12 protein-coding genes are annotated in these 17,694 nt (G+C 32.2%); 7 read left to right on the forward strand and 5 right to left on the reverse strand.

Annotated elements, in window-relative coordinates; genetic code table 11:
- Positions 1-1,321: 1,321 nt before the first annotated feature.
- Complete coding sequence (locus Q1B05_RS17365) at positions 1,322-2,566, reverse strand: tetratricopeptide repeat protein (RefSeq protein WP_299782495.1); 1,245 nt, start codon at positions 2,564-2,566, stop codon at positions 1,322-1,324.
- 21 nt (positions 2,567-2,587) lie between these two features.
- Positions 2,588-5,155 (reverse strand): DNA gyrase subunit A, encoded by a 2,568-nt coding sequence (gene gyrA / locus Q1B05_RS17370; protein ID WP_299782497.1) that lies wholly within the window; start codon positions 5,153-5,155, stop codon positions 2,588-2,590.
- Positions 5,156-5,414: 259 nt separating this feature from the next.
- On the opposite strand from gyrA, the gene Q1B05_RS17375 reads away from it, so the two are divergent.
- Positions 5,415-7,961 (forward strand): ATP-dependent Clp protease ATP-binding subunit, encoded by a 2,547-nt coding sequence (locus Q1B05_RS17375; protein WP_299782499.1) that lies wholly within the window; start codon positions 5,415-5,417, stop codon positions 7,959-7,961.
- Positions 7,962-8,103: 142 nt separating this feature from the next.
- Positions 8,104-9,132: a TlpA disulfide reductase family protein gene (locus tag Q1B05_RS17380; RefSeq protein ID WP_299782502.1), complete on the forward strand. Its 1,029-nt coding sequence runs from the start codon at positions 8,104-8,106 to the stop codon at positions 9,130-9,132.
- Positions 9,133-9,223: 91 nt separating this feature from the next.
- On the opposite strand, the gene ytxJ is transcribed toward Q1B05_RS17380, so the two are convergent.
- Entirely contained in the window at positions 9,224-9,610 is a 387-nt protein-coding gene (gene ytxJ / locus Q1B05_RS17385) for a bacillithiol system redox-active protein YtxJ (RefSeq protein WP_299782504.1), read from the reverse strand.
- A 137-nt stretch (positions 9,611-9,747) separates the two neighbouring features.
- Between ytxJ and clpB the strand changes: the two genes are divergently transcribed.
- Positions 9,748-12,354: an ATP-dependent chaperone ClpB gene (clpB, locus tag Q1B05_RS17390; RefSeq protein ID WP_299782506.1), complete on the forward strand. Its 2,607-nt coding sequence runs from the start codon at positions 9,748-9,750 to the stop codon at positions 12,352-12,354.
- Between the two features lie 208 nt (positions 12,355-12,562).
- On the opposite strand, the gene Q1B05_RS17395 is transcribed toward clpB, so the two are convergent.
- Entirely contained in the window at positions 12,563-12,997 is a 435-nt protein-coding gene (locus Q1B05_RS17395) for a hypothetical protein (protein ID WP_299782508.1), read from the reverse strand.
- A gap of 375 nt (positions 12,998-13,372) precedes the next feature.
- Here Q1B05_RS17395 and smpB point away from each other — a divergent pair, with 375 nt between their 5' ends.
- The 3 genes from smpB to Q1B05_RS17410 are packed head-to-tail and all read left to right on the forward strand — an operon-like array spanning position 13,373 to position 15,966.
- A complete protein-coding gene (smpB, locus tag Q1B05_RS17400) occupies positions 13,373-13,831 on the forward strand; it encodes an SsrA-binding protein SmpB (RefSeq protein WP_299782510.1) in 459 nt (152 codons plus the stop codon).
- Positions 13,832-13,861: 30 nt separating this feature from the next.
- Entirely contained in the window at positions 13,862-15,400 is a 1,539-nt protein-coding gene (locus tag Q1B05_RS17405; RefSeq protein WP_299782512.1) for a hypothetical protein, read from the forward strand.
- Positions 15,401-15,411: 11 nt separating this feature from the next.
- Positions 15,412-15,966, forward strand: a complete 555-nt coding sequence (locus Q1B05_RS17410) for a hypothetical protein (protein ID WP_299782514.1) — start codon at positions 15,412-15,414, stop codon at positions 15,964-15,966.
- On the opposite strand, the gene Q1B05_RS17415 is transcribed toward Q1B05_RS17410, so the two are convergent.
- Positions 15,963-16,604: a protein-L-isoaspartate(D-aspartate) O-methyltransferase gene (locus Q1B05_RS17415; RefSeq protein ID WP_299782516.1), complete on the reverse strand. Its 642-nt coding sequence runs from the start codon at positions 16,602-16,604 to the stop codon at positions 15,963-15,965. The two genes, Q1B05_RS17410 and Q1B05_RS17415, sit on opposite strands and share 4 nt — an antisense overlap.
- 128 nt (positions 16,605-16,732) lie before the next feature.
- Between Q1B05_RS17415 and Q1B05_RS17420 the strand changes: the two genes are divergently transcribed.
- The gene (locus Q1B05_RS17420; protein WP_299782518.1) at positions 16,733-17,692 is read left to right on the forward strand and encodes a Gfo/Idh/MocA family oxidoreductase; all 960 of its coding nucleotides are present in this window, start codon (positions 16,733-16,735) and stop codon (positions 17,690-17,692) included.
- Positions 17,693-17,694 lie beyond the last annotated feature (2 nt).

The raw sequence follows: 17,694 nt of genomic DNA on the forward strand, positions 1-17,694 counted from the left end.
GACTGAAGTTGAGGAACAAATTGAAGCTCCAACTGCAGAACAAGTTGAAACTGAAGTTATGGAACAAACTGAGACTCCAACTGTAGAAGAAGTTAAAGAATAATTTACGACTCATTATAATATAAAAAAGCCGCTATTAAGCGGCTTTTTTTATACATCATATATAGACTTATTCCAGTACTTCCCTATTCTACATTTATAACCACTTAGTATTAATATACAACTGAATACATACTTTATAAAAAAAATAATCTTCAATATATGTTTTCAAAGTTAAAGAGCTAATACAAAATTAATACTATTATTTTATGTCTATTTATAATCGTTAGACATAGAAATTACACAACAACTTAGACAGGTATACACTGAAATCTAATTATAGTGTATTTCTATATTTTGTTTTATAGAGCTTATTGAATAAATATAAAAGCTAATTAAAGTATACTGTTAAGTCTAAACGAACACCTAATAGCTTGTCTATTTATATTTAAAACAGCTTTAACATTACATTATATAATAAGTGTAGAGATACTACTTATTATCTCGAATAAAAACACTTCTTAATTTCCACACATATTTTTACATTATTAATGTTTACAGAAAAATTATTGCTCTGTGAAACCATCTTAACGCTCTCTAGTTCTGTAAGTGCCTTTTCTACTAAAAATTGATTTAGAGGCTTATCCAAAAGCTTAAAAACCCTTTATTTAATAACTCATATCTTACTCATAATTTTTATATAAGTTAGCAAGTTAAATACTCTTACTAATAAAATGTAATTCGCAATAAGTCTAAAAACCAAACCTCTAAACCATAAGATAAATCACGTTCAAGAACTCGTGTTACAAAGTCATAATAACTTCAATAATATTATCATTAATTCTTAAAATTATACGAAAAAAACTTAATTCGTATTTACTATTCTCTATCACTAATTCACTTTCAATTGTAATCAAAGGCTATTTCTATTTTGTATAAACATAACAAACATGGATTACTATACGTTTTTAAAGTTTATAAACTCTACATTATAAAGCCTCTAAACATCTCTTTTTTTATAATTATTCAATAGTAGAAAGTCTAACTCTTATACGCTCTTAAACATCCTTAAAAGCACTTTTTAAACAGACTATCGGATTCAAAACTATATGTAATTAGAAATCTTAAATTAAAACGTAACCTAAGATTAAAAAAACTAACAAGGTTTATAAGATACCCTAATAAAATCTGATTACTATATGCTTTCAATACTTTTAGAACATAAAAAAACCTGTGAATTGTTATTCACAGGTTTTAAAATATAGAATATATGAGCTACTAATTATTGAGCTGCATCTAATTTAGCTTGTATTTCTTTAGCTTTACTTGTTTCTCCAGTAGCGTTATAAATATTTATTAATTGTTGGTAAATATTAGGTACTGGGTTAGGGTTATTGGCAATGTATTTAACTAAAACATCTGCTCCTTGATCGAATAAACTTGTTTTTTTAGCACGTAGTTCATCATAACGCGCGTTATCTGCTTTACTTGTACCTAAGCTGTTCATTTCTTCAATTAAAGAGTTTCCTTCATCAATATAAGTTGTAGACTCGTTTAAAGCTGCATCAGCATAATCAGGCTTTAATTCTAAAGCTTTTTCAAAAGATGTTCTTGCGCCTTCAAAATCTTGATTCTTTAAAGAAATTACACCAATGTTATAATGTAAATTAGGATTTTCAGGTTGTTGCTTCACAGCTTCTTCCATTAAATCTTTAAATTTATCTGTTTCTTCTAACTCTAAATATAAATTAGCTTCAGTAAGAATTAAATCTAAATTTTCTGGATCTTGTAATCTAGCTTTTTTAGCAGCTGCTAAAGCTTCGTCTGTTTTACCTTGAGATACATATATTAATGCAATATTCTTAGTAATTTCAGCTTGCTTAGATTCTGTTTTACGCATTCCTGGATTGTTATGAGATTTTGCTTTCACAAATAAATCTCTTTGACTTTGAGCCATAACTTCTTCTTCTCCAGTTGCAACATTTGTAGCATAGTATTGAGTTTCGATACCAGTGTATCCTAATTCATCTAATTTTACATACTGTCTTAATGCTGTATCATAATCTTGATCACTTACTGCACTTACTGCTGCATAATACAAATAGGTTGTATCTGTAGGTACAATATTATATAACTGCTCAAACTGTTGACTAGCTATAGCATACTTTTTTTCTTTAAAATTGTCGTTTGCTTTAACTAAATAAGTGTTTTGCATATTATTTTTAAACTCAGCAACTTCACTTTTCATGGAGTCGTCTACCTTATCTAAGCTTTCAAGAGCTTTAGTAACATCTGATGCAGACCCTGCTCCTTTAGCATATAATGCTTCAGCTTGTAAAAAATAATATTTTGCTTTGTATTTGTCGTCTATTGTAGACAACATAGGAGTTACTTGATTTAAAGATGCTTTTGCTTCTGCATAATTATTCCCTTTGATTGCCTTCTCCGCTGCCTTCAGTTCTTTTTTTTGTGCAAAAGAAAATGCACTAACGGATAAAGCTAAAGCAACTATAACCTGTTTTTTCATTGTAATAAAGTTAATTGTTAATTAATTGTTTTCTAAGTTGTTATTTTCTGTTGTTGAATCTTCACCATCTACAGGTGCATCCTCTCCATCAATGTTTTCAATATTTTCAATGTCTTCTATTACTTCGTCTTCATGCATTACTTTAGCAACAGCTGCGATAGAATCTCCAGCACGTAAGTTTATAAGTTTAACACCTTGCGTAGCACGGCCCATAACTCTTAAATCTTGAACTGCAATTCTAATAGCAATACCCGATTTATTAATAATCATAAGATCATCTGAATCTGATACCGTTTTAATAGATACTAATTTTCCTGTTTTTTCTGTAATAGAAATGGTTTTCACACCTTTTCCTCCACGGTTAGTTACTCTATAAACAGGTTCTCCATCTTCTGGATCATCAATATAAGTACGTTTTCCATATCCATTTTCAGAAACCACTAATACAGATTCTTCTTGAGGATTTTCTACAGTAATCATACCTATTACCTCATCATCTTCTTGTCCTAAAGTAATACCGCGAACTCCAGAAGCACCTCTACCCATAGGTCGTGTTTTTGCTTCTTCAAATCGGATTGCTTTACCGGATTTTAAGGCTAACATTACTTGACTTGTTCCTGTGGTAAGTTTAGCTTCTAAAAGCACATCGTCTTCCTTAATTGTAATGGCGTTAATACCATTTGTTCTAGGACGTGAATATTGCTCTAAAGACGTTTTTTTAACTTGACCGTTTTTAGTTGCCATAATAACATAATGACTGTTAATGTACTCTTCATCTTTAAGATCTTGAGTACAAATAAATGCCATGACTTTATCGTCTTGCTCTATGTTTATTAAATTCTGAATTGCTCTACCTTTAGAGGTTTTACTTCCTTCAGGGACTTCGTAAACACGCATCCAGAAACATTTTCCTTTTTGTGTAAAGAATAACATATATTGGTGGTTAGTACCCACAAATAAATGTTCTAAGAAATCTTCGTTACGAGTTGTTGATGCTTTTTGTCCAACCCCGCCTCTATGTTGTGTTTTGTATTCTGTTAAAGATGTACGTTTAATATAACCTGCATGAGAAATAGTAATGACTACTTGCTCGTCTGGAATCATATCTTCAATACTTAAATCTCCACCAGCATATTCTATAATAGAACGACGTTCATCTCCGTATTTATCTTTAATCACTTGAAGTTCATCTTCTATAATCTGCATACGACGCTCTTTCTTATCTAAGATATCTTTTAAGTCTTCGATAGTTTTCATGATGTCTTCGTATTCCGAATGTAATTTGTCTTGCTCTAGACCGGTAAGTTGGCGCAAACGCATTTCTACAATCGCTTTCGCTTGGATTTCAGAAAGTTTAAAACGTTCTATTAAACGTGTACGAGCTTCATCTGCATTAGAAGATCCACGAATAATAGCGATAACTTCATCAATATTATCTGAAGCTATAATTAATCCTTCTAAAATATGAGCACGTTCTTCTGCTTTACGTAATTCGTAAGTTGTACGTCTTACAACTACTTCGTGTCTGTGTTCAACAAAGTGATGGATTAAATCTTTTAAGTTTAATAACTCTGGACGTCCATTTACTAATGCAATATTATTTACACTAAAAGAAGTCTGTAGTTGAGTGTACTTAAATAATTTATTTAAAACGATATTAGGAATAGCATCACGTTTTAAAACATAAACAATACGCATACCATTTCTATCAGATTCATCTCTAATGGTTGCAATACCGTCTAGTTTTTTATCATTCACTAAATCGGCAGTTTTTTTAATCATTTCTGCCTTGTTCACTTGGTACGGAATTTCTGTTACAATAACACATTCACGACCATGAACTTCCTCTATATTGGCTTTAGCACGCATAATAATACGTCCACGACCAGTATGAAACGCTTCTTTTACGCCATCGTAACCATATATTGTTCCTCCTGTAGGGAAATCTGGAGCTTTTATGTACTTAATAAGCTCGTCTATTTCAATATCTTTATTCTCTATGTATGCTCTAATCCCATCGACAACTTCACTTAAGTTATGCGGTGGCATATTGGTAGCCATACCTACGGCAATACCAGAAGCACCATTAATTAATAATCCAGGAATACGTGTTGGTAATACTGTAGGTTCCTGTAATGTATCATCAAAATTTAATTTATGATCTACTGTCTCCTTGTCAATATCTGCCAACATGTCTTCAGAAATCTTTCGCATACGCGCTTCTGTATAACGCATTGCTGCCGGACTATCGCCGTCAATAGAACCAAAGTTACCTTGTCCGTCTACTAGCATATAACGTAAACTCCACTCTTGAGCCATACGTACCATTGCATCATAAACCGAAGTATCTCCGTGTGGGTGATACTTCCCTAAAACTTCACCAACAATTCTTGCTGACTTTTTATGCGCTCCAGTCGCTCTAACTCCCAATTCGTACATTCCGTATAAAACACGTCTGTGTACAGGTTTTAAACCATCTCTAACATCTGGAAGCGCACGTGATACAATAACTGACATTGAGTAATCAATGTAAGCCGTTTTCATTTCGTCTTCGATATTAATTGGAATAAGCTTTTCTCCTTCTGCCATCTATAAAAATAATTTAGTTATCTTGTGTGTTTCAAATCGCGCTAATATAACCATTTCCCGTGTCAACATAGGGGTTTTAACACGGTTTTTAACAGTTTTTATTAACAACTCATACTAGGGGTTTAGTTAATAAGTAAGACATCAAATATTTTGATTTTATAAAGATTTTTTTTCTATTAGCATAAATCATATAATTAGGGTATACTTTTTGTCTTTGATAATATGTTTTAGTAATTTTAATGCAGAAAGGAATTAATTTATGGATGATAATTTTTCACCAAGAGTAAAAGATGTAATTGCTTACAGTAAAGAAGAAGCCCTACGTTTAGGACACGATTTTATTGGAACAGAACACCTTATGCTTGGTTTATTAAGAGATGGGAACGGAAAAGCAATAAATATTTTAAATGCCTTAGATATTGATTTAAATCATTTAAGGAGAAAAGTTGAAATATTAAGTCCCGCAAGCCCAACATTAACGGCTATATCTAACGAGAAAAAAAATTTACATCTCACAAGACAAGCTGAGCGTGCTTTAAAAACAACGTTTTTAGAAGCGAAACTATTTCAAAGTAATTCCATTAACACAGCACATTTACTATTGTGCATATTAAGGAATGAAAACGATCCTACAACGAAGCTTTTAAATAAGCTGAAAGTAGATTATGATAACGTTAAAGAACAATTCAAATTTATGATTACAAACGATGATAATTATATAGACCCAAAAGCAGAATCGTTCCAAGACGATGGTATCGGTGAAGACGATGCGGCGAAAGACAATTTGTTCAGTACTCCAACAGGTAAAACCAATAAAAAATCTAAAACACCTGTTCTAGATAATTTTGGTCGCGACTTGACTGCAATGGCTGAAGAAGGTAAGTTAGATCCTGTTGTTGGTCGTGAAAAAGAAATTGAGCGTGTGTCTCAAATTTTAAGTAGACGTAAAAAAAACAACCCGCTTTTAATTGGTGAACCTGGTGTTGGTAAATCTGCCATTGCTGAAGGTTTAGCAATTAGAATTACAAAACGTAAGGTTTCTAGAATTCTTTTTAACAAACGTGTTGTAACCTTAGATTTAGCAAGTTTAGTTGCCGGAACAAAATACAGAGGGCAGTTCGAAGAACGCATGAAAGCCGTTATGAATGAACTTGAAAAGAACGACGATATTATTCTTTTTATAGATGAAATTCACACCATTGTTGGTGCTGGTGGCGCTACAGGAAGCCTAGATGCATCTAATATGTTTAAACCTGCTTTAGCAAGAGGAGAAATACAATGTGTCGGTGCTACAACTTTAGATGAATATAGACAGTATATTGAAAAAGACGGTGCCTTAGAACGTCGTTTCCAAAAGGTTATTGTAGAACCAACTACGGTTGAAGAAACTATAGAAATTTTAAACAATATTAAAGACAAATACGAAAGTCATCATAATGTAAATTATACACCAGAAGCTATAGAAGCTTGTGTAAAATTAACCAATCGTTATATGACCGATAGATTTTTACCAGACAAGGCTATTGATGCTTTAGACGAAGCAGGATCTCGTGTACACATTACTAACATTAATGTACCTAAACAAATTATAGAACTTGAAAAAGAACTAGAAACTGTTAGAGAAACAAAAACTTCTGTTGTTAAAAAACAAAAATACGAGGAAGCTGCTAAATTAAGAGACGACGAAAAACGCCTTGAAAAAGAGTTAGCTGTTGCGCAAGAAAAATGGGAAGAAGATACCAAGCAACATCGCGAGATGGTTACAGAAGACAATGTTGCAGATGTTGTTTCCATGATGACAGGTATTCCTGTTAACAGAATTGCGCAAACAGAAAGCAATAAACTAGCCTTATTACCTGAACTTATTAAAGGAAAAGTAATTGGTCAAGACGAAGCTGTTTCTAAAGTTGTAAAAGCAATTCAACGTAATCGTGCAGGACTTAAAGATCCCAACAAGCCAATTGGTTCATTTATCTTTTTAGGTCAAACAGGTGTTGGTAAAACACAATTAGCAAAAGTACTAGCTAAGCAACTATTCGACAGTGAAGATGCTTTGGTTAGAATAGACATGAGTGAATACATGGAAAAATTCGCCATCTCTAGATTAGTTGGAGCACCTCCAGGATACGTAGGCTATGAAGAAGGCGGACAATTAACTGAAAAAATTCGTAGAAAACCTTACGCTGTTGTCCTTTTAGATGAAATTGAAAAGGCGCATCCAGATGTTTTTAACATGATGCTTCAAGTTTTAGACGATGGATTCTTAACAGATAGTTTAGGGCGTAAAATTGATTTTAGAAACACCATAATTATTATGACTTCTAATATCGGTGCACGTAAATTGAAAGATTTCGGAACAGGAATTGGTTTTGGTACGGCTTCACAAAAATCACAAGAAGCAGCCAATACAAGAAGTGTTATTGAAAGCGCTCTTAAGAAAGCATTTGCTCCAGAATTTTTAAATAGAATTGATGATGTTATTGTATTCAACACTTTAGAAAAAGAAGATCTTAACAGTATCATCAAAATAGAACTTGATAAATTATTACTAAGAATTAAAGACCTAGGTTATGATTTACAGTTAAGTGAAAAAGCGACAAGTTTTATAGCTGAAAAAGGATTCGATAAACAATACGGAGCGCGACCTCTAAAAAGAGCGATTCAGAAATATGTTGAAGACGCTTTAGCCGAAAAGATTATTACATCAAAAATTCATGAAGGCGATGTTATTCTTATGGATTTAGATGAAACAAATCAAGAACTTGTTATTACAATTGAAAAACAAGAAAAGCCTACAGAATCTTAAAAAGATTAACGTTTATAAATCAAATGTCCGTTGTTAACACTTCGGACATTTTTGTTTTAATTTTTAACCGCTTTAAACTATTATAATTAATTATAATATATCATTCTATTCTCTTATTTTTGAAACACTCAAAAAATACACTATGAAAAAAATTTTTATTGCTATTGGCGCCTTAACCATGTTCGCCTGTCAAGAAACTCCAAAAAAAGATTACGTAACGCTTTCTGGAAAAATAACAGATCAAAATAGCGATTCTATTATCATTAGAAGCCGTAAATACAGTAAAACCATCAAGGTAAATGCAGACGGAACTTTTAGCGACACATTAAAAGTAGAAGCAGGATTATACAACTTTTATGATGGAGGAGAATCGTCTACTATTTTTTTAAAAAACGGTTACGATTTAAACATGTCTCTAGACACAAAAGCATTTGACGAAACAATTGCATACACCGGCGAAGGTTCTGAAAACAATAACTTCTTAGCTGAAAAATCTTTAACAGAAGAGAAATTATTAGATCAAGATTTTTCATCTATGGATTTAGAAACTTTAGATGCTACGTTTAAAAACATAGAAACAGAGCTAACTACATTTTATAACTCTAAACAAGGTCTTGATTCTATAATTACAACCTCAGCATCAAAAAGTTTATCACCAATGTTAGAAGGTAATAAAAAATATTACGCTAATAACATTATATTAAAACAAGAGATGACAGGTAAACCATCTCCTGTATTTGTAGATTACGCAAATGCAGACGGTTCTACAACGTCTTTAGAAAGTTTAAAAGGAAAATACGTTTATATAGATGTATGGGCAACCTGGTGCGCACCTTGTAAAGCTGAAATTCCAGCTTTAAAAGCGCTAGAAAAAGAATATCACGACAAGAATATTACGTTTGTAAGCGTTTCTGTTGATGACGATAGAACACACGGGGGGTCTTGGGACAAAGCAAAAGCAGATTGGCTAGCAATGGTTACCGAGGAAAAATTAGGTGGCGTACAAGTTATGTCTCCTGAAGGATGGCAATCTGATTTTGTAAGAGATTACAAAGTTAACGGTATCCCTAGATTTATCTTAATCGATCCTGCTGGAAATATTGTAGACCCTAGCGCACCTAGACCTTCAGATTCTAAATTAAAAGAATTATTTACTTCTTTAAGTATCTAATATCTTAAAATAAAACTTAATAAAATCCGCTTAGAACAATTGTTTTAAGCGGATTTTTATTTTGGATTATAGTTTCACCCCTACAGTTAACCTAGTATACAGATAAATCTATAGAGTTAATTTCTCCGTGAGAAGCATACTTAACCACTTCTCCATTCTTTATAATTAAAATTTGTGGAGACTCATGATACACTTTAAACCTATCTGCAATTGCACCAGAAAGCGCTTTATTTTGCAACAAATCTAAAAAATACATATCTAAATTAAATTCAGATTTGAATGATTTTTCAAACTGACTTAACACCATTCTACTAATTCCACATCGTGTAGAATGTTTAAAAATAGCTTGCGCTTTATCGTGCGACGCTTCTACAATAGTATCTAACTGATTTTCACCAACCAAAGGTCTCCAAACTATAGCACTTTCCACCTTCTCGTTTGGAGAAGAATTATTAAATATTTTATCAAAAAACCCCATATTTTTATTAATTTTAAGTCTTACTTCTTTTCTACAAGAAAGACAATTAGTCAGCTTAAACACTTCAAAAAGAGACATTTTGTCTTAATTTTCTAAATGGTAAGAAAATTGATTATTCATTGAAAAACAAACATACAATGAACTTTAACAATTATACAATAAAATCTCAAGAAGCCATACAACGTGCACAACAAATTGCACAAGAATATGGACAACAAAGTTTAGAGAACGAACATGTCTTTAAAGCTATTTCTGAAGTAGATGAAAATGTGTTACCGTTTATTCTAAAAAAACTGAATGTTAATATCAATATTTTAGCACAGGCTTTAGACAAACAAATTGAAAGTTTTCCTAAAGTTTCTGGTGGTGAAATTATGGCGTCCCGAGAACTTGGAACAGCTCTAAATGAAGCCTCTAGTATTGCTAAAAAGATGAATGACGAATATGTTTCTGTAGAACATTTAATCATTGCTATTTTTAAATCGAAAAGCAAGATTTCTCAAATGCTGAAAGATCAAGGTGTAACCGAAAAGGCACTTACAGCCGCCATTGAAGAACTACGTAAAGGAGATCGTGTAACGTCTCAAAGTCAAGAAGAAACATATAATGCACTTAATAAATATTCTAAAAATTTAAATGAATTAGCAAAAAACGGAAAGCTTGACCCTGTAATTGGTCGTGATGAAGAAATAAGAAGAATTCTTCAGATTTTATCAAGACGAACAAAAAACAATCCCATTTTAATTGGTGAACCGGGTACTGGTAAAACAGCTATAGCTGAAGGTTTAGCTCACAGAATTGTAGACGGCGATGTTCCAGACAATCTAAAAGACAAACAAATTTTTGCTTTAGATATGGGAGCACTTATTGCCGGCGCTAAATATAAAGGAGAATTTGAAGAACGATTAAAAGCCGTTATTAAAGAAGTAACTTCTAGCGAGGGAGATGTGGTATTATTTATAGACGAAATTCACACACTTGTCGGTGCAGGTGGTGGTCAAGGTGCTATGGATGCTGCAAATATTTTAAAACCAGCTTTAGCCAGAGGAGAACTTAGAGCAATTGGTGCAACTACTTTAGACGAATATCAAAAATACTTTGAAAAAGATAAAGCTTTAGAGCGTCGTTTCCAAAAAGTAATAGTTAACGAGCCTGATACAGAAAGTGCGATTTCAATATTGCGTGGTATTAAAGAAAAATACGAAACTCACCATAAAGTACGTATTAAAGATGAAGCCATAATTGGTGCAGTAGAATTATCTGAACGTTACATTACAAATCGTTTTTTACCTGATAAAGCTATTGATTTAATGGACGAAGCTGCTGCGAAACTACGTATGGAAATTAATTCTAAACCAGAAGAACTTGATGTCTTAGACAGAAAAGTAATGCAGTTAGAAATTGAAATTGAAGCCATAAAACGTGAAAAAGACGAGGTAAAACTAAAAAGTCTGAAATCAGATTTAGCGAATTTAAAAGAAGAACGCAACACTATAAACGCAAAATGGAAATGCGAAAAAGAAGTTGTAGACAATATTCAAGCCGCTAAAGCAGACATTGAAAACTTTAAACTAGAAGCAGAACGCGCAGAACGTGAAGGCGATTATGGTAAAGTAGCAGAAATTCGTTACGGAAAAATTAAGACTGCTCAAGAACGTTTGGACAAACTTCAAAAAGAATTAAATGAAAACAAATCTGAAAGTTCTTTAATTAAAGAAGAAGTTACTTACGACGATATTGCTGAAGTTGTAGCAAAATGGACCGGAATTCCTGTTACTAAAATGCTACAAAGCGAGCGTGAAAAACTATTGCATTTAGAAGACGAATTACACAAACGTGTTGTTGGTCAAGAAGAAGCAATTACCGCAGTAAGTGATGCAGTAAGACGAAGCCGCGCTGGTTTACAAAATCCACAAAAACCTATAGGAACCTTTTTATTCTTAGGAACAACTGGAGTTGGTAAAACAGAACTCGCAAAAGCCTTAGCCGCTTACCTATTCGACGACGAGAACTCAATGACGCGTATTGACATGAGTGAATACCAAGAACGTCACTCGGTTAGTAGATTAGTAGGAGCGCCTCCGGGATACGTAGGTTACGATGAAGGCGGACAATTAACAGAAGCCGTAAGACGTAAACCATATTCTGTAGTGCTTTTAGATGAAATTGAAAAAGCACATCCAGACACCTTTAATATTTTATTACAAGTTTTAGACGAAGGACGACTAACAGATAACAAAGGACGTGTAGCCGACTTTAAAAACACGATAATAATTATGACATCTAACATGGGAAGTCAGATTATACAAGAACGTTTTGAAGCCACTAAAGATATTGAAAGCGCTATTGAAACCGCAAGAATTGATGTGCTTGCACTATTAAAACAAACGGTTAGACCTGAGTTTTTAAATAGAATTGACGATACCATTATGTTTACGCCTTTAACAAAAGAAAACATTAAAGAGATTGTAGGATTACAACTTAAGAGCGTCTCTAAAATGATTGCGCAACAAGGTATTACTTTCGATGCAACACAAGAAGCTATTAATTATTTAGCGAATAAAGGATACAATCCAGAATATGGAGCTAGACCTGTAAAACGTGTGATACAGAAAGATGTTTTAAATGAATTGAGTAAAGAAATATTATCTGGTAAAGTTACAACAGACAGTATTATATTACTAGACAATTTCGACGATAAACTAGTGTTTAGAAATCAAGAAAGTTTAGTACCTCATAATTAATTAAAATTATGTTAAACCCAATTTAATAGATAATAGAATAAACTTAAACGCGTTTAAAGTTTAGGTTGGTTAATAAAAAAGCAATGTAAGTCTGAAAACGATGAACGTTGCTTTTTTTATGAGCAAAATAAACGGTTTGATGACAAGACATAAAAAAAGCATTTTGACATATATCAAAATGCTTTTAAATTTTATTAGGCCTGTTTTTCTATAATTTCATTGTTACACCTATAGAAGGAGTACTTTTAGTAAGTACGCCTCCGGCAAGTTCAACATACACACCCCATTTATCATTCCAAAACCATCTTCCTCCCACTTGTAAGCCTATATTTAATCCGCTGTCATTAGAGTTGTTATCTCCTGCATAAATAGCATATCCCGCGTTAGCTCCTCCGTAAACATCCCAAGCATCATCTGTAATTCCAAAAATATTGTCGAAATAATAATTTGCTTTTACACCTACTGTAATCCAATCTAAATCAAAATCTGTACCTATTCCAGGAGCAATTGTTATATCTTCATGAACAGGAATTTCATAATTAACACCTACAAGTCCAAAATTTAATTCTTCTCTTGCTTGTCCGAAAACATTTGCCACACTAAACATCAAAGCAAATGCAAATAATAATGTTATTTTCTTCATAATATATAATTAAATAATTTGATTATTGAAAGGGCAAATTTATACTATTTTCAGCATAATTATTAACTCTATCAAGAATAATCATAGCTTTAAAAAATTAATTAAAACCAGAAATATTCAATAGTTTTATATAGTTCAAAACTAGAAAGCATCACCAATATTGCACATTAATTATAAATTAAGTTATTAAAAAATAAATCATTCATCAAACAATCAGAATTATTTTCAGAAATAAATTCTATGCCATAAAAAATAAACTTAATTTTAGATAAAATGATACAAAATACATTCTAAAACTTTAAATTAATCTGTAATTGAAGTTATTGAAGCCTAAGCTTATTAAAAATTATATTTAATTATTTACCTTTGACATCTATGCAAAACAAAATAAACATACAAAATAAAAAGGCTCGTTTTCTATACGAAATCCTAGATAAATATACAGCGGGTATAGTACTTTCTGGTACCGAAATTAAATCGATTAGAAGTAGTAAAGCTTCTATTGCCGAAAGTTTTTGCGAATTTAATGAACAAGGCGAATTATTTGTTATTAATATGACGGTTGAAGAATACAAATATGGCAATTACTATAACCATAGGCCAAAAGCAGAACGCAAATTACTTTTAAATAAACGCGAACTTAAAAAACTTGAAAAAGAAGTTAAAAATAGCGGATTAACTATTGTTCCATTAAAACTTTTTATAAATGATAATGGGTATGCGAAATTAAATATTGCTTTAGCTAAAGGTAAAAAACTATACGATAAACGTGAGACTATTAAAGACCGAGATAACAAACGTAATCTAGATCGTGTAAAGAAAATTTACAAATAATACGTCTACCATTCTTACCTTTTTTAAACTATGAGATCGAGTTTCAGAATACTATTTTTCACATTTACTATTGCTTTATATTCTTGTGGAGGGACAAAGAGATCTACAACAGAAGCAGTTAACAATATCAAGTTTGAAATTAACCTTTTAGACCGCTCGAACGACACTTATAAAGTTACCGTTATTCCGCCAACATTAACCAAAGTTAATTCTATTTACCAATTTGCCTCTACAGCACCAGGAACATATCAGGTTATGGATATTGGTCGTTATGTAAAAGCTTTTAAGGCTTTAGATAAAGATGGTAACGAATTAAAAACAACTCAGATTTCGACAAATCAATTTCAGCTCACGTCTCCTGAAAATATTTCGAAAATAGAATATGAAATTTCAGAAACATGGGATACACCTGTTGTAGAAAATAAGATTTATTTAATGTGTGGCACTTCTATAGAAAATGACCATACTTTAATAAACGGTCAAGCCGTATTCGGATACTTTAAAGAAAAACAAGACAGTCCTATTACTATAAAACTAGACTATCCTGAAACTTGGACTGTAGGCACACCTTTAACAAAAAACACCGCCGGTTTATACTATGCCGAAGATTACGACAAAGTTGTAGACTCCCCCTTTTTACTAGGGAATCTTACAAAAGCATCAATGAACATTCAAGGTACCAATGTAGACATTTATACCTATTCTAAAACAGGTTTAGTAACATCTAGTGATGTTTTAGAATCTATGAAAAATATGCTGTTATCGGCTAGTGGATTTCTTAATGGATTACCTGTAAAAAATTATACCTTTTTATTCCATTTTGAAGACTCTACAAACGGAGCTTGGGAACACTCTTACAGCTCAGAATACATTTATAGAGAAGACAAATGGGAGAACTTAGAACAGCAAGTTGTAGAAGTTGCTGCTCACGAATTTTTCCATGTAGTAACACCTTTAAATATTCATAGTGAAATTGTAGAGCAGTTTAATTTTATAACCCCAGTTCCATCTAGGCATTTATGGTTATATGAAGGCACAACAGAATGGGCTTCGCATATGATGCTATTTCGTTCAGGTTTAAAATCTACGGAGGATTACTTTAAAATGCTTTCTAGAAAAATAATGATCGACTCTAATTATTTTGATAAAAAAGTAAGTTTAGAAGAATTATCGCTAACATCTTACACAAAAAAAGGCAGCAAGCAATACGGTAATATTTACATGAGAGGCGCTTTAGTAGCTGGACTTTTAGACATAAAACTATTAGAATTATCTGACGGAAAACGAGGATATATTGATGTAATTAATGATTTAGCAAAAGAATACGGACCAAATAAACCGTTTGATGATGCAACATTTTTTAAAACTTTTGCACAAAAAACCTATCCAGAAATTAAATCTTTTATAGATAAATATATTGTTAATGCAACCCCATTACCAATTAAAGAGTATTACAATAAAATAGGTGTAGATTACAACCCTATAAACAAAACCTTTTCTTTGAACGCATCACCATCTGCTGAACAATTAAAATTAAGAACAAAATGGATGGCTCCAATAATCCTTTAAAATTCTTTAAAATGAAACAGTTTTTATTCGCAATTGGATTAAGTATTTTATTCATTTCTCCAGCTATTGCACAAAAGAAGAAAGAAGTAGAAATACAAAAAACAGACTATATGCCTCTAGTAAAATCTTTAGAAACCACTATAGGCACACTATATCTATCGCTTTCTGGTGATAAAAAAGAAAAACGTGATTGGGATTTATTTAAATACTTATTTAAAGAAGATGCCAAATTAATAACTACAGGAGTAGATTATGAAAACAAACTCCAAGCGAAATATATGACACCTGCCGAGTACGTAAAAACCTCAAAATCATGGATGCTAAAAAACGGATTTCACGAAAAAGAAATACACCGTATTGTACATACATTCGGAAACATTACACAAGTATTTAGTACGTTTGAAGCCTACCATTCTGAAGAAGACAAAGAACCATTCATGAAAGGTATTAATAGTATTCAACTGCTATTCGATGGAAACAGATGGTGGATTATTAATTTATTATGGGCCAACGAAACTAAGGATAAACCAATCCCCTCAGAATTCCTTCAAAAAGATGAAAATTAGTTTTTATCTTCTAATAACGGAACAAAACGACATTCGCCAAACTCATGTTTTTCAAATTCTTTAAGTCCTTTTCTAACAAATAAGGTCATGATTTGAACATCTACACCTACAGGAATCACTAAACGTCCACCAATTTTTAATTGACTTAGTAATGGTGTTGGCACATAAGGCGCTCCGGCAGTCACAATAATACCATCAAACGGTGCTTCTTCAGGCATTCCTTTATAACCATCTCCAAAAATTAATTTTCTAGGACGATACCCTAATTTAGGAAGAAATTTACTCGTTTTCTTAAACAACTCTAACTGGCGCTCTATACTGTATACTTTAGCTCCTAATTCACATAATACAGCTGTTTGGTAACCACTACCCGTTCCTATTTCTAAAATTTGTGAATCTCGAGAAAGTTTTAACAATTCGGTCTGAAAAGCAACAGTATAAGGCTGGGAAATGGTTTGATCGGCAGCAATTGGGAAAGCTTTATCTTGATAAGCATGATCTAAAAAACTAGAATCCATAAACAAATGCCTAGGTATATTACCTATTGTTTTAAGCACAGCGGCATCTGTTATACCTTTGTTTTTTAATATATTTACTAATTGTTGTCTTAATCCTTTATGTTTAAAAGTATCGTTCAAGAGTCCGTGTATTATATAAGTTTAGTCAAATTATAAGTTTTGCAAAAGTAAATCTTTTATTAAATTTTTAAATTTTAATTACCATTTAAAACTCATAAAAATCTTATTTTTGTTTAAAACCCTATAAAATGTTAAAAGCCGGAGTTCTTGGTGCTGGTCACCTTGGAAAAATTCATTTAAGACTACTTAATCAATCTGAAAAATACCAACTTGTAGGTTTTCATGATGCCGATATAGAAAATGCTAAAAAAGTAGAAGCAGAATTTGGTTATAAATTTTTTGAAACTGTTGAAGAATTAATTGACGCCGTAGAGGTAGTTGATATTGTTACTCCTACACTTTCGCATTACGATTGTGCTAAATTAGCCATCGCTAAGAACAAACATATATTTGTCGAAAAACCAATTACAAACACCGTTCAAGAAGCAGAAGCTTTAAGAACACTTGTTGCAGAACACCATGTAAAAGGCCAAGTTGGTCATGTAGAACGTTTCAACCCTGCTTTTTCTGCTATAAAAGATTTACTTGACAAACCTATGTTTATTGAGGCACACCGTCTAGCCGAATTTAATCCTAGAGGAACTGATGTTCCTGTAGTTTTAGATTTAATGATTCACGATATAGATATTATTTTAAGTGTTGTACAATCTAAAGTAAAACATATTAGTGCGAGTGGTGTTTCTGTAATTAGTGACACACCCGATATTGCAAATGCCAGAATTGAATTTGTAAATGGTTGTGTTGCCAATCTTACCGCAAGTAGAATTTCGTTAAAAAACATGCGTAAAACACGTTTTTTTCAGCGTGATGCCTATATTTCTGTAGATTTTCTTGAAAAGAAATGTGAAGTTGTAAGAATGAAAGATGCTCCTGAAACACCTGGAGATTTCGATATGATTTTACAAAATGCAGAAGGTGTTAAGAAACAAATTTACTTTGCAAATCCTGACGTTGAAAATAACAATGCCATTTTAGACGAACTAGAAACATTTGCAAACGCAATAAATAACGACACTCAACCTGTGGTAACCTTACACGATGGTACCGAGGCATTACGTGTTGCTAATATGATTATCGATCAGTTTTAAAG

The sequence above is a fragment of the uncultured Formosa sp. genome (assembly GCF_947500765.1).
Classification (GTDB): domain Bacteria; phylum Bacteroidota; class Bacteroidia; order Flavobacteriales; family Flavobacteriaceae; genus Formosa.

What these genes read in the sequence shown, in the direction of transcription:
- Q1B05_RS17380 (WP_299782502.1), top strand. Translation starts at nt 8,104, where the DNA reads ATGAAAAAAATTTTTATTGCTATTGGCGCCTTAACCATGTTCGCCTGT.
- Q1B05_RS17405 (WP_299782512.1), top strand. Translation starts at nt 13,862, where the DNA reads ATGAGATCGAGTTTCAGAATACTATTTTTCACATTTACTATTGCTTTA.
- Q1B05_RS17365 (WP_299782495.1), bottom strand. Translation starts at nt 2,566, where the DNA reads ATGAAAAAACAGGTTATAGTTGCTTTAGCTTTATCCGTTAGTGCATTT.
- Q1B05_RS17410 (WP_299782514.1), top strand. Translation starts at nt 15,412, where the DNA reads ATGAAACAGTTTTTATTCGCAATTGGATTAAGTATTTTATTCATTTCT.
- smpB (WP_299782510.1), top strand. Translation starts at nt 13,373, where the DNA reads ATGCAAAACAAAATAAACATACAAAATAAAAAGGCTCGTTTTCTATAC.
- ytxJ (WP_299782504.1), bottom strand. Translation starts at nt 9,610, where the DNA reads ATGGGGTTTTTTGATAAAATATTTAATAATTCTTCTCCAAACGAGAAG.
- clpB (WP_299782506.1), top strand. Translation starts at nt 9,748, where the DNA reads ATGAACTTTAACAATTATACAATAAAATCTCAAGAAGCCATACAACGT.
- gyrA (WP_299782497.1), bottom strand. Translation starts at nt 5,155, where the DNA reads ATGGCAGAAGGAGAAAAGCTTATTCCAATTAATATCGAAGACGAAATG.
- Q1B05_RS17420 (WP_299782518.1), top strand. Translation starts at nt 16,733, where the DNA reads ATGTTAAAAGCCGGAGTTCTTGGTGCTGGTCACCTTGGAAAAATTCAT.
- Q1B05_RS17375 (WP_299782499.1), top strand. Translation starts at nt 5,415, where the DNA reads ATGGATGATAATTTTTCACCAAGAGTAAAAGATGTAATTGCTTACAGT.
- Q1B05_RS17395 (WP_299782508.1), bottom strand. Translation starts at nt 12,997, where the DNA reads ATGAAGAAAATAACATTATTATTTGCATTTGCTTTGATGTTTAGTGTG.